Genomic DNA, 15,294 nt, shown 5'->3' with positions numbered 1-15,294 from the left:
TGCCTGGCCCGCACATGCGGGCCAGGCTTTTGGTTACCAGCCTTGTAGCAAACCGCTTTCCCTTCCCCGGCCTGTTATCATCCAGCACAGATGCATGACGATTTAATGGCAAAAGGGAAGTTTTTGTGAAGAACCTGTCAGACCACCCACGTACCCGGCTTGCCGCGTTGGCAGCCTTGGTGCTGGTGATCCCACTGGGTACGCGCGCCATGCTGGGTTGGTCCAACCCGCTCGGTTACCTGTCCGACCTCGCCCTCGGCAGCCTGCTGGTGTTGCTGCTGCACCGCCGGCCATGGTGGCTGGCCCTGCCCGTGCTGCTGGCCTGGGCAGCCCTGTGGGTGGCTTCGGCTGAACTTGTGAGCGCGGTGGGCCGGTTGCCCACCAGCGCCGACCTGACGTACCTCGTCGACCCGCAATTCATGGAGAATTCGACTGGCGGCGGCCTGGCCCATGCCTGGCTGCCCTTGACCCTTGGCGTTGGCCTGCTGGCCTGGCTGGCCGTCGCCTGGAACAGCCGAGCCCAACGCAGCACGCCGCTGCCGCGCAAGGCCTGGGCCATTCCCGTGCTGCTGTTCGCTGCCCATTGGGGCAGCCAGCAACTGGTACCCAGCGACGCTGACCAGTGGCGGCAATACAACCTCAGCCACCAGTTGATGTCGGCCGGGGTTGGCAGCCTGGAGCGCAAGGTCGAAGGCTGGCTGGGCCGCACGCAAACGTTCACACCGCTGGCCAGCAGCGGCCTGACCCAATCCGACTTGCATGGCCAGCGCTTGCTGGCCGGGCCCGGTAGCGCCCGCAACCTGCTGGTCATCACCGTAGAAGGCATCCCCGGGGCCTACCTGCGGCCCAACCGCCAGGCGCTGCGCAGCCGCTTCGACGAAGACCTCATGCCCAAGGTCAGCCAGTGGGCCGAGCGCGGCATGAACACCCCCGACTACGTACTGCACACCCACCAGACCATTCGCGGCCTGTACGCGATGCTGTGTGGTGACTACGACAAGCTGGCCAATGGCACGCCCAAGGGTGTGGAGCTGCTGACCCAGAACGAACGCAACCAGGCCTGCCTGCCGGCGCAGCTGCGCCAGGCCGGCTTTACCACCCACTACCTGCAAGGTGCCGGCCTGCGCTTCATGGCCAAGGACCGCATCATGCCGCATATCGGCTTCGACTCGGTGCATGGCCTGGAGTGGTTCCGCAACAAGAACTACCTGGACTTCCCATGGGGCAAGGATGACCGCGCCTTCTTCGAGGGTGCCCTGGACTACGTCGGCCAACTGCAAAAGCAGGACAAACCCTGGATGCTGACCCTGCTCACCGTGGGTACCCACCAGCCGTACTCGGCACCGGCCGAGTACCTTGAACGCTATGACACGCCCAAACAGGCGGCAGTCGCCTACCTGGACGATGCGTTGGGGGCGTTCCTCGACAACCTCGAGCGCCAGGGCGTGCTCAAGGACACCCTGGTGGTGGTGACTTCTGACGAGTCCCACGGCATCGACGGCGTGCGCCTGGCGTCGTCCTGGGGCTTCAACCTCACCCTGGCGCCAGAGCAGGCACAGCTGCCGCACATCAAGCGCGGTACTTACGGCCATATCGACCTGGCCACCTCTGTGCTCGACTACTTTGCGCTGCCCATTCCAATGGCGCTGGGTGGCCGCTCGCTGTACCGCGACTACGACACTGGCCGCGAGATGATCTCCTACACCAACGGCATGCTGCGCTACCACAACGGCCAGGGCGTGTTCACCGAGTGCGATTTCCAGCAGCGCTGCCGGCGTTACGCCAGTGAGGGCTTCATTGCCGACCAGGCCCGTTACCTGGGCCCCGGCGACAGCCTGCTAGGCCAGCAGATCGGTGCACTGGCCGGAGTGCTCGACCAGTCCCTGCTGCAAACCCCGCTCAACCTGCGTTACCAGTTCGGTGGCCCTTCGCCGATCAAGCTGCGCAAGCGCATTCACGATGACTGGGCCGACAACCTGATCGGCGCCCAGTACCTGGAAATGCCGGAAGGTTCGCATACTCGCGTGCGGGTCAAGGTACGCTCGCTGGACCCAAAACGCGCCGCCTACATCCAGCTCAAGGCCAAGCAGCTGGAGCAGGACGTGCCGCTGGGCCTGCCTGCTGAAGTGAAAGTCACCGCCGATGAGCCACTGGAAATGGAATTCAGCTTTGACAACCCGACCGAGCGCAAAGCGTTCTCCTTCCATTTGCTGGGCTACGGCGGCGGCAAGGTGGAAGTCAGCGACTTCAGCGTGATCACCGCGCTGCCCGGCGAGGATGACGCGGCAGATGAACTGAGCGAAGGTCATATCGCCCATTCCGGCTGAGCGGCTTACCGCTCATCGCCCGGCCACCGGCGCCTGTCGATTGGACCTGCGCGTGCTCGACTACTGTGTGAATCCCACAATGTGGAGGCAGCACCATGAGCACAAGCGAAAGCAGGCACCCGGTGGTTTCCCGTAGCCAGTGGCTGGCGGCCCGCCGGCAACTGTGGCTGCACGAAAAAGCCTTTACCCACCACCGCGACGCGCTGGCCGCAGCACGTCGCGCACTGCCCTGGGTCAAGGTCGAGCAGGACTATCGCTTCCACGGGCCAGACGGCGAGCTGAGCCTGACCGAGTTGTTCGCGGGCCGTAGCCAGTTATTGGTCTACCACTTCATGTTTGCCGAAGGCTGGAGCGAAGGCTGCCCCGGTTGTTCGTTCCTGGCCGACCATTTTGACGGTGCCAACCTGCACCTGGCTCACCACGATGTATCACTGGTGGCGGTATCGCGGGCGCCGTATGCCGAGTTCCAGGCGTTCCGTCGGCGCATGGGCTGGCAGTTCCCGTGGTACTCGTCACACGGCAGCGGCTTCAACGAAGACTTTGGCGTCAGTGTCGGCAGCGAAGGCCAGCGGCAGTACAACTATGAGCCGTATGATGGCAGTGAAAGCGAGCTGCCGGGTTTGAGTGCGTTCTATCGCGACACGGATGGCAGCGTTTACCACACCTATTCGACCTATGCCCGCGGGCTGGACATTCTGGTCAATACCTACAACTTCCTGGACATTGCGCCACTGGGACGCAACGAAGGCGGGACCATGGACTGGGTGCGGCACCATGACCGTTATGAAACGCAACCCGGCAAGCCTCATTGCTGCCACAACTGAATGCCAAGCCAGCTTCAATCCGGAAAACTGACCTGAAAACTCACCGCCCGATGATCCGAAGGGCCTGCGGGACTGACCTGCCCAGGCTCGACTGGGGTGCCATTGACGACTGCGTAGTCCAGCACGTTTTGCGGCGCGGTGCTGGGATGGGTTTCGGCGGCTGGCAAAGCCAGCTGGGCGATGTCGGGTGGTGAGATCCAGTTGCCTTGCCCCCTGGGCGTCTGGGCTGAAACGTTGCGTGGATCACGGTTGAAGTCGCCCATCACGATGAAGCGCGAGGGCGTGTGCCAACTTATTTCGCGCAGCATGCGCGGGGCGTTGGGACCACCTGAGGAAATGGCGTGAAAACAATATACCGTCATGTTTTGTTGCGATGTCGTACGACGGCGTAGCTGCAAACCCAGTGCAGGACGATATACCGGAGCATTCTGATCATCTGGCAAGCCATCGGAAATCACCACCGCTTGTACGATATCCAGCCCGCTGGCCTCGGAAACGACCAGTGCCAAATTGACCCGCAAGCGTTGACCGTCCAGATAGAAGATATGGTATTGCTCCGGACGCGACACGGTTCCGGCGTTCCACAAGTAGTGATCGACCCGCAAAGTCGTACCGAACTGGTCTGGAACCCGTAATTGGGCGGCGAGCAGCGAAGAAGACGGCATCACGCCTGCTTCCTGCAGGGCCACCACCGCATTGCTGCGCGCCAGTTGCAGCACGAAACTTCGCCATTTCGTCTCGGCCGTTTCCGAAGAGCCTTGCATGTTCCAGGTCGCGACGCTCACAGGATGCGTGCCAGTCAGCGGGAGCCTGCCCAGTTCGATCAGCGCGTCCTGGCCGTCATCGCGAACAGATGCGTGGTAATAGTCCCTGATGCCGCCTTGCAGGCGGATGCGGGAGTGCCAAGGGCCGTGCGCCGCACCGACGGCGAACTGCAGCATTCTGAGAGCGTCCCCGTGGTCGAGGATCAGAGGGCCACTCGGTGCCCGCAAGCCGTTCATGATCAAGGCGTGGTGCAGGTGATAAAAACATAGCAGCACCGGATAACTGTGCCGAGGATGCACTGCATTGATGTAATCGATGAAGCGACGTTCGTTATATAGGCGACGAAAGACTGACTCCAGAATCTGTGCGTATTGCTGCTGAGAAGCCTCGTTCGAGCGGTGCATGTAGTGGGTCGACACGAAATAGACAAGCCAGACCGCAGTGTGCCGCGCGTCGTCGGGCGCATGACGCAGCAGCGCCACGATATCCGTCACGATGATTTCGAACTGAATTTCAAAATGGACTGAGTCCGTGGACGGCGGCAGGTGGCTGCGAGTGTAGTCGTAAATGGCTCTATCAACCGACATGGCTGGGCTCCCAATCAGGATTGAGTATCAGGGTTGACATGCGCACCGGCATAGACGGCGACCAGCGCACCTTGCTGGACGGCCAGCGCCGGGCTTCCTTCGCCGCAATCGAGTTTGATGCTGCTTACCAGCGGGCTGACAGCGTTCCCGTCATAGCAGTACTGGTCCAGCTTGCTGCCATCGCCAGAGAACAGCAGTTTGAGCAGTCCGTTATGTACGCAAAGGCCGGGAGAATGAGGATATCGCTTGTCTATCAGGCTGATGCTGCTCGTCCAGTTTTCGCCATCGCATTTGAGCATGTAGTAACGTTTATCTGCCTTGTCCTGATAGATCAGATGAATCAGGTTCTGGTACGTTGCGGCAACCGGGCTCATGTAAGTCAAGAGGGATTGATTGCCGTTGTTCTTGACGACGGGCATCTGGCTCCAATTAATAAGATCGGATGTCGTGGCATACATGATATTGGAGCTATTTTGCACTTTATAAAACATGTGCAAGATGCCATTGAGCGCCGCGAACGCCGGTGTCTGCGACAGCTGTGCTTGTATGTGTGCCATGGTGATAAAGGTTCTGGAGGCTTCGTTGTAACGGCACACAACAGTCATGTTCGTGGCATCTCCATAGACCATGACCAGGTCATCCTTGAAGGACACCAGACCAGGCACGTTTGCACTTGTCTTTCCGGTAATCGCTGTGACCGAGGTCCAGGCGGAGGACGGGCGTCTGCTGAGCATCCTGATCTCGTCGCCGTTGAAGTAGACGCAGTACAGCACATCGTTGTGCCGAACCATTCTGCAGTCCTGGCTGGAGGTCTCGTCGAGCAGGGTCGATCTGCTCAGGATGCCGTGGAGGTTTTGCGAGTAGTTCAAATGCATGGCAGTGAGGTTTCCTGAAAGGGAACCGTCATCTGATCGGATCGCAGGCCTGATTTCTGTCGCCCGTCAGCGTTTGCGAATGTGGGAAACAGACTGTCCGTTGATGTCCGCTTTCCGCCCTACCAACCTCTGCGTGAACAGTCGGCGAGAAGTTCGCCAATCAGCAGTAGCGTACGGCGGAAGCGGTTCCCAACAGGGCCTGCGCAATCCTGACATTCCTTCAGCCACGCACACCCAGCATGCCGCGTTCGACAATGAAGTCGATCACCGCCTGCACCCCTTCGCCCTTCTTCAGGTTACTGAAAGTCCACGGCCGCTGCGGGCGCATGCGCTGGGTGTCGCGCTCCATCACTTCCAGCGAAGCCCCTACATAAGGCGCCAGGTCGGTCTTGTTGATTACCAGGAAGTCCGACTTGGTAATGCCCGGGCCGCCCTTTCGCGGGATCTTCTCGCCTTCGGCCACGTCGATCACGTAGATGGTCAGGTCGGCCAGCTCCGGGCTGAACGTGGCGCTCAGGTTGTCACCGCCGCTTTCGACGAAGATGACCTCCAGGTTGCCAAACTTGCGTGCCAGCGCCTCAACGGCAGCCAGGTTCATCGAAGCGTCTTCACGAATGGCTGTGTGCGGGCAACCGCCCGTTTCAACACCGACGATACGCTCCGGCTCAAGTGCGCCAGCCTCGGTAAGGATGCGCTGGTCTTCCTTGGTGTAGATGTCGTTGGTGACCACGGCAATCTGGTAGTGATCGCGCATGGCCTTGCACAGCGCTTCCAGCAGTGCAGTCTTGCCGGAGCCGACCGGGCCACCGACGCCGACGCGCAGGGGTTGTTGATAGCTTTGCATGAAGCCAGTCCTCAGGAACGGAACAAACGGGTGTATTGGGTTTCGTGACGCGATGAGGCAATGGCCAGCAACGGCAGGCCGCCACCAAGCTGGTCATCGCCCAGTGCCAGTGCCTGATCGAGGGCGGCAGGCAAACCTTCGCCCAGGTCGCGCAGCAAGGTCTGGGCTGCCTGCTGGCCGAACGGCACCAGCTTGACCCCAGCCATGACCGCGCCCTCCAGCCACGCAAAGCCATGGCCCAGGGCCAGCTGGCGCAGCGGTATGGCCCAGTGCGCAGCCAACCAGGCCATACCGCCCAATTGGGTCATTTCAAGGCTGGCGCGCCAGGCCGGCGACTGGCCCAGTTGCCAGCCGTCGAGCAGCCGCGCAAACGCCGCGCCGCGCTGCTGTTCTTCCAGGCGTAGCTCGGCGGTTTCGCGGTTGGCCAGCAAGAAGCGGCTCCACTGGGCAAACGCCTCGGCATCCTCGGCCTGACACGCCTGATACAGGCGCGCCAACACTGGCCAGTCGAGGCACGCCAGGGTGTCGTCGACCTGCTCGCGCTGCCAGGCAGCGAAAGCGTCCACACCCTTCACCCAGCCAGCCTCCACCGCCCACTCCAGGCCTTGCGAGTAAGTGAAGCCACCCACCGGCAAGCCGGGGCTGGCCAGCTGCAGCAGGCGCAGTAACGCCAGGTCGCTGCTCATCAACCGGCCAGCACCAGCGCCGCGCCGGCCAGCAGGCCACCGCCAAAGACCTTTTGCAGGCCGCTGTGACGGCGCAACAGACAGCCGACCGCAAAACCTGCCGCCAGCAGCAGGCCGCTGACCGTGACAAAGCCGGCGCTGAACTGCCAGAACGCGCTAGGCGTGGCTTCCACGCCATGGGCCCAGCCGTGGAACAGGGCAAACACGGGCATGGCCATGGCCAGCAGCAGCTGCCGGCTCGGCAGCAACACGGCACCGGCAGCCACCAGCACCGACAGGGCAATCAGGGTCTCCATGCCCAGCACGTCACCGAACAAGTGGCCACACACCGCCCCGCCAAACATCGCCGCCAAGGTGGCCAGGGGCAGCGTCAGGTTGCGCCGGGTCAAGGCCGCGAGCACCCCGGTGCCGAGCAGCATCAACAGGTGGTCCAGGCCGGTCAGCGGGTGCAGCAGGCCGTCATGCAATGGGTTGCTGTCATGGCCTGGGTGGGCGAAAGCGGGCACGGCCAGCATCAGCAGAAACAGGGCAAGCGTCTTCTTCATAGGGTGCTCCAAGGCAGTTCAGGAATGGGCAGGCAGGCGTACGAACGGGTGATCATGGCCGTGGCTATGGCCATGCGGCGCACTCTGGTAGGCACCCGCTTCGGGTTCGAACGGTGCCTGCTCGGTTTCTACCGTCAGGCCCAGGCCACGCAGCATGTCGTCCAGTACATGGTCATGCTGAAAGCGCAACAGGCCAGGCTCGATCTGCAGGGGTACATGGCGGTTACCCAGGTGATAGGCCGCGCGTGCCAGCAGGTGCGGGTCGGCGCAGCGCACCGTGGAGACTGTTTCGGGCGCTGCCAACACCCGAATCAGCTGGTTGCCCTCGGCATCGGCAAGCAGTTCTCCCCCGCGCAGCAGGTGGCCGCGCTCAAGCATCAAGCCCGCTTCGCGGCCATCGTCCAGGTTGAAGCGCAGGCGGCTCTTGATGCGGCTGTCCACATCCAGGGTCACGGTGCCGGTTTCAGTGAGCGCGCCAGGCTCGGTGATGCGGCGGGTCAGGACAATCATCGGTGCTCCTTCAAAACAGGAAGTAACGCTGGGCCAGCGGCAATTCACTGGCCGGCTCGCAGACCAGCAGTTCGCCATCTGCGCGTACCTGGTAGGTCTGCGCATCTACCTCGATCAGTGGTTGCAAGGTGTTGTGGACCATGTCCGGCTTGCGCACGCGGCGGCAGCCGTTGACCACACCAATCAGGCTGCGCAGGTTCAGTTCTTCGGCCAGGCCACGGTCCATGGCCGCCTGGGGCAGGAAGGTCATGCGTGTGGCATGCCGCGCCGCACCAAGGGCACCGAACATCGGCCGGTAATGCACCGGCTGCGGTGTGGGGATGGAGCCGTTGATATCGCCCATCGGCGCGGTGACGATCATCCCGCCCTTGATCACCAGCGCCGGTTTGACCGCGAAGAACGCCGGCGACCACAGCACCAGGTCCGCCAACTTGCCCGCCTCCACCGAGCCGACTTCGTGGCCGATGCCGTGCGTCAGCGCCGGGTTGAGGGTGTACTTGGCGATGTAGCGCTTGACCCGGAAGTTGTCGCTGTAATCCGTGTCAGGTGGCAAAGGCCCGCGTCGCAGTTTCATCTGGTGGGCGACCTGCCAGGTGCGCAGCACCACTTCACCCACCCGGCCCATGGCCTGTGAGTCCGAGGACGTCATGGCAAAGGCACCCATGTCGTGCAGGATGTCCTCTGCCGCGATGGTTTCGCGGCGGATGCGCGATTCGGCAAAGGCCACGTCCTCGGCGATGCTCGGGTCCAGGTGGTGGCAGACCATGAGCATGTCCAGGTGCTCGTCCACGGTGTTGACCGTGTACGGCAGGGTCGGGTTGGTCGAGGACGGCAGCACGTTGGCCTGCCCCGCCGCGCGGATGATGTCCGGCGCATGACCACCACCGGCGCCTTCTGTGTGGAAGGTATGGATGGTGCGGTCACCGATGGCCGCCAAGGTGTCTTCAATGCACCCGGACTCATTGAGGGTGTCGGTGTGGATGGCCACCTGGATGTCCATTTCCTCGGCCACGCCAAGGCAGCAGTCGATGGCTGCCGGTGTCGAACCCCAATCCTCATGCAGCTTCAGGCCCACCGCACCGGCCGCGATCTGCTCACGCAACGCTTCTGGCCGCGAGGCATTGCCCTTGCCCAGCAAGCCAATGTTGATCGGCAGGCTGTCGGCGGCCTGCAGCATGCGCGCCAGGTACCAGGGGCCGGGGGTGCAGGTGGTGGCATTGGTGCCGGTGGCCGGCCCGGTGCCACCGCCGATGAAAGTGGTAACACCGCTGTTCAGCGCCTCGTCCACCTGCTGCGGGCAAATGAAGTGGATATGCGAATCGACGCCGCCCGCGGTAACGATCTTGCCCTCGGCCGCGATCACTTCGGTGCCCGGGCCCACCGGCACATTGACGCCGGGTTGCACATCGGGGTTGCCGGCCTTGCCGATCACCGCAATACGCCCGTGCTTGATACCGATATCGGCCTTGACGATACCCCAGTGGTCGATGATCAAGGCATTGGTCAGCACCAGGTCCATGGCCTCGGCAGCCAGCATCTGGCCTTGCCCCATGCCGTCGCGGATCACCTTGCCGCCGCCGAACTTCACCTCTTCGCCATAGATCGTGAAGTCTTTCTCCACCTCTACCCACAGCGCCGTGTCGGCCAGCCGCACGCGGTCGCCGACCGTGGGGCCAAACATGTCGGCATAGGCCCGGCGAGAAATCCGGCTCATACCCTGCCCTCCAGCGTGCCCATCACCTTGCCCTGGAAGCCATACACCTCTCGCTTGCCGGCGTAGGCCACCAGTTGCACGGTACGTGCCTGGCCCGGCTCGAAACGCACCGCGGTGCCGGCCGGGATATCCAGGCGAAAGCCCAAGGTAGGCGCACGGTCGAACACCAGCGCGTCGTTGACCTCGTAGAAGTGGTAATGCGAGCCGACCTGTACCGGCCGGTCGCCGTGGTTGGCCACGCTGACGCTGACCGTTTCACGGCCAGTGTTCAGCTCGATGTCGCCAGCGGCGACCTGGATTTCACCTGGGATCATGTGGGTTTCCTGGGCGGGTTCAGACGATGGGGTCATGCACGGTCACCAGCTTGGTGCCATCCGGGAAGGTCGCTTCGACCTGCACGTCGTGGAGCATTTCGGCAATGCCGGGCATCACCTGCTCACGGCTCAGCACTTCGCGCCCCAGGCTCATCAGTTCGGCCACGGTGCGGCCATCGCGGGCGCCTTCCAGCACAGCGGCACTGATCAGCGCCACGGCTTCCGGGTAATTGAGCTTCAGGCCACGCGCCAGGCGCCGTTCTGCCAGCAATGCGGCGGTGAACAGCAGCAGTTTGTCTTTCTCTCTAGGGGTCAGCTCCATGGCGCTCTCTCAGGTGGCCCAAATTCGTGGAGGGCACGCAGGCAGGCCGAGAACGGCCGGACGCAGCACGTGCCACAGGCGTTGCAGGGTGCGTTGCAAGTGTTGGTTGTCATGGTCGAGCACACGGATGACCAGCAGCGACCCCAGCAGGGTCGCGCCAGCCGGGTTGGCCAGTTCCTCGAGCAGTGGGCGAACCTGCTCCAGCACTGCCTGGTCGGCCGGTGCCGCGCAGAACGTCGCGAGCAGCGGGTGGCCGCCCAGCTTGTCCAGGCGCCCGCCTGCTATGCGCAGGCGCTCATGCAGGCCGACTTCGTCGGGCAGTTCGATGTGCAGACGGCTGTCCAGCGCGCCCTGTTCGAAACGCTCGTTCATCACCGGACGCCCCATGCACAGGGTTTCCCAGGCCAACAGGCGCGCCCCGGGTTCCAGGGTAAAACGGCTGTCGAGGCTGGCGCGGGCGCCCGAAAAGAAGATGCTGTCTTGCGGCAGCCATTCCAGGGTGCTGCCAGCGCCCAGCCGAAAGCGCTGGGTCAACCGAGCGGTCGGGCCGATGCTGCGGTAGAACTTGCTGGCACCGGGCATGGTCAGCAGTGCGTGGCTGCCGGGTTCCAGCTGGATATCCAGTTCCAGACGGTCGCCGGCAACAACGCCCCCCGGCGGGTGCAGCACGTACACGTGGCACGGTCCACCTTCAGGATAGAAAGGCCGTTGCACCAAAAGAGGTCCGAAATGCCGCCACGCACCAAGGCGGGTCACGTCGTCACGCCTGACAAAGCGCAACTGCAAGTGGGCGCGCCAGCCTGCTTCGTCTTGTTGTAGTTCGATCTGCTCCGCGAGCGACATCCTGCGGCCCCTGAAATCCGTGGCCTACTGGCCGTTTAGAGGGTGCGGCGCAGGGCACTGCTTGCGCGCCCGGCGTGACCACTCGATCAAATTCGCAGGCTGGATATAGCAGGTTGCGGGCCAACTCCGCAGGTGAAGGCAGATGAAACTTTTACCGCAGCCGCTCTGGCATCGGGCATACCGGGGGATGACGCACAAAGCGGGGGCGCGCCCAAGCCCTGTTTCGGTGCCCTTCATTGTTACGGGACTGCAAGCTCCGCCCGACGAATAATTCGTTAGCCTGCTTTCATTTCCCTGATGTAACAGCCATCATGGAACCACGCCCAACCGCCCGCCCGCGAAAGAGCCCATGACCGCGCAACAACCCGCCCCCACCAGCAATACCCTGCACATCACCCTGCAGATCCTGTCTATCGTTTTCTATACCTTCATTGCCTTCCTCTGCATCGGCCTGCCGATTGCGGTGCTGCCAGGCTATGTGCACGACCAGTTGGGCTTTGGCGCGGTGATCGCCGGTGTGACCATTGGCCTGCAGTACCTGGCCACCCTGCTTAGCCGCCCGTTCGCCGGGCGCGTTGCAGATACCCTCGGCGGCAAGCAGGCCATCCGCTTCGGCCTGCTGGGGATTGCCGGTTGCGGCGTATTGACCTTGCTGTCCGCCTGGTCCCTGACGCTGCCGCTGCTCAGCCTGGCGTTATTGCTTACTGGCCGGTTGCTGCTGGGCATCGCCCAAGGGCTGATCGGCGTGGCCACCTTGAGTTGGGGCATCAGCCAGGTCGGCCCCGAACACACCGCCAGGGTGATCTCGTGGAACGGTATCGCCTCCTATGGCGCCATCGCGATTGGCGCCCCGTTGGGCGTGGTTGCCGTGGACGGGCTGGACTTCAGCGTACTCGGGCCGGCATTGCTGGTACTGGCGGTTGTTGCCCTGCTGGTGTTGCGCAAACGGCCTGACGTGGTGGTCGTGCGCGGCGAGCGCCTGCCGTTCTGGTCCGCTTTTGGCCGTGTCGCCCCATGCGGCCTGGGCCTTACCCTGGCCTCGATCGGCTATGGCACCCTGACCACCTTCGTCACCCTGTACTACCTGGAGCGCGGCTGGGCTGGCGCCGCCTGGTGCCTGAGTGCATTTGGTGTGTGCTTCATCATTTCGCGGTTGCTGTTCGTCAACGCGGTCAACCGCTTTGGCGGCTACAACGTGGCAGTCGCCTGCATGGCCACCGAGGTGATCGGCCTGAGCCTGCTGTGGCTGGCGCCTTCGCCGGCCTGGGCGTTGGTTGGCGCAGGGCTTACCGGTTTCGGGCTTTCGTTGGTCTATCCAGCGCTGGGCGTCGAAGCCATCAAGCAGGTACCCAGCAGCAGCCGTGGCGCGGGGTTGGGCGCCTATGCAGTGTTCTTCGACATGGCCCTGGCCATCGCCGGACCGGTGATGGGGGCAGTGGCCGTACACCTGGGCTATGCGTCGATTTTCTGCGTGGCGGCCCTGCTCGCCTTGGCCGGGGTAGGCCTAACGCTGTTGCTGTCGCGTCGCGCCCGCCTCGGCTGAGCCCTCGCCGAATTGCGCTGGGCCCAGCGCCTGGCTGAAAAACGCCGCGGTTTCGCGTTCCAGCGAATGATGGATATGGCGGCGGTCCACGCCCTCGGCATCTTTGCACAACGCCGGCATGCGCGCGTATTGCTCGGTGTCGCAATGGGCCATGAACACAAAGTGGCCGGCACCGGCCAACAGGCGGTAATCCGGTGTGACCGGCAACTTGCGGGCCAGCGCCTCGGCGTTGCGGTCCACGGCCACCAGCTGATCGCTGTCGCCGCTGTAGATCAGTGCAGGCACCTGCACACCGGCCAAGGCATGGCGGCCAAACAGCAGGCTCAGCGGAGCCATCAGCATCACGGCCCCTACGCGCGGGTCTGCCTGCGGCGCCAGCTCACTGCGGTCGGCGATCAGGATACCGTGGGTCTTGCAGGCGTCGGCGTCGTTCGGGCGCTCCAGGCAATACTGACGCAGGCGGTCCAGGTCGGGGCGCGCACCAGACAGGATCAACGCCGTTTCACCACCGGCCGAATAGCCGATCACCCCCACCTTGCCATCATTCAGGTAAGGCCCCAGCAATCCATCATCCCGGGCGGCGCTGATTGCAGCGCTGACCTGCAGCGGCCGACCATAAAGGTTACTCAGGGTGCCCAGGCGACTGTGGTCGCGGGCGTTGTCCCCGGGGTGCACCACCGCCACCACCACGAAGCCCTGGCGCGCCAACGAGGTGGCCAGGTAATGCAGGGCCAGCGGGCTGCCGGTATTGCCATGGGACAGCACCAGCAACGGGAACTCGCCGATGGCAACCGGCGCCTCTTCCGCCACCTCGATGGGGTAGCCGTCTACGCGGCTGCTGCGGGTTTTGCCGGTAGCGGGGTAAAACGCCAGCGCTTGCATTGGCCGGCTATCGACCGGGTCGGTCAATGTCATGTGGTGCATGCCGGCGACCCAGGGCGCAGCCTCGGCATGGGCCAGCAGGCCGCCGAGCAGGGCCAGCGCCAACACGCAGCGTGGAATGGTCATCGGCCGGCGGTTCCTTGCAGGGCGAAGTGATGGCCCAGCATAAAACCGGCTTGGCCCGTAGCGGATGAAAACTGGATGAAACCCTCGTCATGCAGGGTGCGCGTGCACGCTATGCATTTGCGCACGGTGTCGAACCCGTGGCATAGATGCAGGTCCACGTTAATACGTGACCGTATTGCGCCATTGAAGGAGATTCATGCATGAGCAAGCCCGCCTACGTGCCACCCAAGGTCTGGCGCAACGACGCAGCGTCCGGCGGCCAGTTCGCCAGCATCAACCGCCCGGTTGCCGGCCCCACGCACGACAAGGAGCTGCCGCAGGGCAAGCACCCGCTGCAGTTGTATTCACTGGCCACGCCCAATGGCGTCAAGGTCACCATTGCCCTTGAAGAGCTGCTCGCCCTGGGCCATGCCGGTGCCGAGTATGACGCCTGGCTGATCCGCATTGGCGAGGGCGACCAGTTTTCCAGTGGCTTCGTGCAGGTAAACCCCAACTCGAAGATCCCTGCCCTGCTCGACCGCAGTGTCGAGCCGCCGGTGCGGGTATTCGAATCGGGGTCGATCCTGCTTTACCTGGCAGACAAGTTCGCAGCGCTGCTGCCCACATCACCGGCTGCGCGTACCGAAAGCCTGAACTGGTTGTTCTGGCAAATGGGCGCGGCACCTTACCTGGGTGGTGGCTTTGGTCATTTCTATGTCTATGCGCCGGAAAAGTTCGAATACGCCATCAACCGCTTCACCATGGAAGCCAAACGCCAGCTGGATGTACTTGAACGGCGCCTGGCTGAAAGCCGCTATTTGGGCGGCGATGAGTACAGCATTGCCGATATCGCCGTGTGGCCGTGGTATGGTCAATTGGTGCGCGGCAACCTGTATGGCGCAGCGGAGTTCCTGGCGGTGGATGAGTACCCCCATGTACAGCGCTGGGCCGAGGAGATTGCCCTGCGCCCGGCGGTGCAGCGCGGTACCCGGGTGAACCGCACTTGGGGGGATGAAGACAGCCAGGTGCCAGAGCGGCACGCTGCGGCGGATCTTGATTAACGGGTTACGGCAGTACGCTGGGCAGCTTTCTTGCTGGGAGGCTGCCCTTTTTGCGGTATATGGATATCAATAAAAAACCTTTCTAAAACATACCTTTATTGAGCACTAGCAGCGTCGCAGCGCCTGTAAAACAATGTCCTTACTTCACAGATATTTTTTAAATAATAACTTGTAGCGAAACTTCCTACAGCTTTTTGGGACGTTTCAATCTCCCATGCAAATTCATCCATCGTTAATCTTCAGGCTTTCGCAAAGTGCTTGCGCCCGACCGGTCCGCGGCCAATGCGTGGATCAGACCTGGCAGTTAACGAGGATTAAGGATGTCCAAAGAGTCCGACGGCACTGAAACACCAGTTCCCACCAAGAAAAAGCCAGTGCTTCTCGAAGATATCGAGGCTAGGCAGCAGCCTCGCAGCGGCGCTGCCCCTGAACTTGACATGGATGCCCCTGGCTACCCCGCCGACCCCGAGTTCCAGATACGTGGCGCCTTCGAAAACCTGATGCTCGACGCGGCAAACCCGCTGTTCGGCCTGGTCATTCGCCTGCG

15 protein-coding genes and 1 pseudogene are annotated in these 15,294 nt (G+C 62.9%); 5 read left to right on the top strand and 11 right to left on the bottom strand.

Annotated elements, in window-relative coordinates; translation table 11 throughout:
* Window positions 1-125: 125 nt before the first annotated feature.
* Both ACIQUI_RS21375 and ACIQUI_RS21370 read left to right on the top strand, forming a co-directional pair.
* A complete protein-coding gene (locus ACIQUI_RS21375; RefSeq protein ID WP_403202492.1) occupies window positions 126-2,327 on the top strand; it encodes an LTA synthase family protein in 2,202 nt (733 codons plus the stop codon).
* 95 nt (window positions 2,328-2,422) lie between these two features.
* Window positions 2,423-3,151 (top strand): DUF899 domain-containing protein, encoded by a 729-nt coding sequence (locus ACIQUI_RS21370; RefSeq protein WP_403202491.1) that lies wholly within the window; start codon window positions 2,423-2,425, stop codon window positions 3,149-3,151.
* Window positions 3,152-3,165: 14 nt separating this feature from the next.
* Here the strand turns inward: ACIQUI_RS21370 and ACIQUI_RS21365 are convergent, their stop codons facing one another.
* From ACIQUI_RS21365 to ACIQUI_RS21320, 10 genes are all read right to left on the bottom strand, one after another.
* Window positions 3,166-4,503 (bottom strand): endonuclease/exonuclease/phosphatase family protein, encoded by a 1,338-nt coding sequence (locus ACIQUI_RS21365; RefSeq protein ID WP_403202489.1) that lies wholly within the window; start codon window positions 4,501-4,503, stop codon window positions 3,166-3,168.
* Between the two features lie 14 nt (window positions 4,504-4,517).
* The gene (locus ACIQUI_RS21360; RefSeq protein ID WP_403202487.1) at window positions 4,518-5,378 is read right to left on the bottom strand and encodes a hypothetical protein; all 861 of its coding nucleotides are present in this window, start codon (window positions 5,376-5,378) and stop codon (window positions 4,518-4,520) included.
* Window positions 5,379-5,598: 220 nt separating this feature from the next.
* On the bottom strand, window positions 5,599-6,222 hold the full coding sequence (gene ureG, locus ACIQUI_RS21355; RefSeq protein ID WP_403202485.1) for an urease accessory protein UreG: 624 nt from the start codon (window positions 6,220-6,222) through the stop codon (window positions 5,599-5,601).
* Window positions 6,223-6,233: 11 nt separating this feature from the next.
* Entirely contained in the window at window positions 6,234-6,908 is a 675-nt protein-coding gene (locus ACIQUI_RS21350) for an urease accessory protein UreF (RefSeq protein WP_403202484.1), read from the bottom strand.
* Window positions 6,908-7,453 (bottom strand): HupE/UreJ family protein, encoded by a 546-nt coding sequence (locus tag ACIQUI_RS21345; RefSeq protein ID WP_403202482.1) that lies wholly within the window; start codon window positions 7,451-7,453, stop codon window positions 6,908-6,910. The genes ACIQUI_RS21350 and ACIQUI_RS21345 overlap by 1 nt, the downstream gene beginning before the upstream one ends.
* Before the next feature lie 18 nt (window positions 7,454-7,471).
* Window positions 7,472-7,963 carry an urease accessory protein UreE gene (gene ureE, locus ACIQUI_RS21340; RefSeq protein WP_403202480.1) on the bottom strand — a complete coding sequence of 164 codons (492 nt, stop codon included), beginning with the start codon at window positions 7,961-7,963 and terminating at the stop codon, window positions 7,472-7,474.
* Between the two features lie 10 nt (window positions 7,964-7,973).
* Window positions 7,974-9,677: an urease subunit alpha gene (ureC, locus tag ACIQUI_RS21335; protein WP_403202478.1), complete on the bottom strand. Its 1,704-nt coding sequence runs from the start codon at window positions 9,675-9,677 to the stop codon at window positions 7,974-7,976.
* Complete coding sequence (locus ACIQUI_RS21330; protein WP_403202611.1) at window positions 9,674-9,991, bottom strand: urease subunit beta; 318 nt, start codon at window positions 9,989-9,991, stop codon at window positions 9,674-9,676. Before ACIQUI_RS21330 ends, ureC begins: the two co-directional genes overlap by 4 nt.
* Window positions 9,992-10,010: 19 nt before the next feature.
* Complete coding sequence (locus ACIQUI_RS21325) at window positions 10,011-10,313, bottom strand: urease subunit gamma (protein WP_003256923.1); 303 nt, start codon at window positions 10,311-10,313, stop codon at window positions 10,011-10,013.
* A gap of 9 nt (window positions 10,314-10,322) precedes the next feature.
* Complete coding sequence (locus tag ACIQUI_RS21320) at window positions 10,323-11,156, bottom strand: urease accessory protein UreD (RefSeq protein ID WP_403202476.1); 834 nt, start codon at window positions 11,154-11,156, stop codon at window positions 10,323-10,325.
* 349 nt (window positions 11,157-11,505) lie between these two features.
* Here ACIQUI_RS21320 and ACIQUI_RS21315 point away from each other — a divergent pair, with 349 nt between their 5' ends.
* The gene (locus ACIQUI_RS21315) at window positions 11,506-12,699 is read left to right on the top strand and encodes an MFS transporter (RefSeq protein WP_403202474.1); all 1,194 of its coding nucleotides are present in this window, start codon (window positions 11,506-11,508) and stop codon (window positions 12,697-12,699) included.
* On the opposite strand, the gene ACIQUI_RS21310 is transcribed toward ACIQUI_RS21315, so the two are convergent.
* Window positions 12,661-13,707: an alpha/beta hydrolase family protein gene (locus ACIQUI_RS21310; RefSeq protein WP_403202472.1), complete on the bottom strand. Its 1,047-nt coding sequence runs from the start codon at window positions 13,705-13,707 to the stop codon at window positions 12,661-12,663. The genes ACIQUI_RS21315 and ACIQUI_RS21310 overlap by 39 nt on opposite strands.
* Before the next feature lie 200 nt (window positions 13,708-13,907).
* Here ACIQUI_RS21310 and yghU point away from each other — a divergent pair, with 200 nt between their 5' ends.
* Together yghU and ACIQUI_RS21300 are read left to right on the top strand one after the other, a co-directional pair.
* Window positions 13,908-14,747 carry a glutathione-dependent disulfide-bond oxidoreductase gene (gene yghU, locus ACIQUI_RS21305; RefSeq protein WP_403202471.1) on the top strand — a complete coding sequence of 280 codons (840 nt, stop codon included), beginning with the start codon at window positions 13,908-13,910 and terminating at the stop codon, window positions 14,745-14,747.
* A gap of 320 nt (window positions 14,748-15,067) precedes the next feature.
* Window positions 15,068-15,294: pseudogene (locus ACIQUI_RS21300) on the top strand (DotU family type IV/VI secretion system protein); the annotation flags it as partial.

The sequence above is a fragment of the Pseudomonas sp. NPDC090592 genome (assembly GCF_044769185.1).
Lineage (GTDB): Bacteria > Pseudomonadota > Gammaproteobacteria > Pseudomonadales > Pseudomonadaceae > Aquipseudomonas.
Note: the sequence above shows the minus strand (reverse complement) of the source record. Positions and strands in the feature narration are given on the sequence as shown.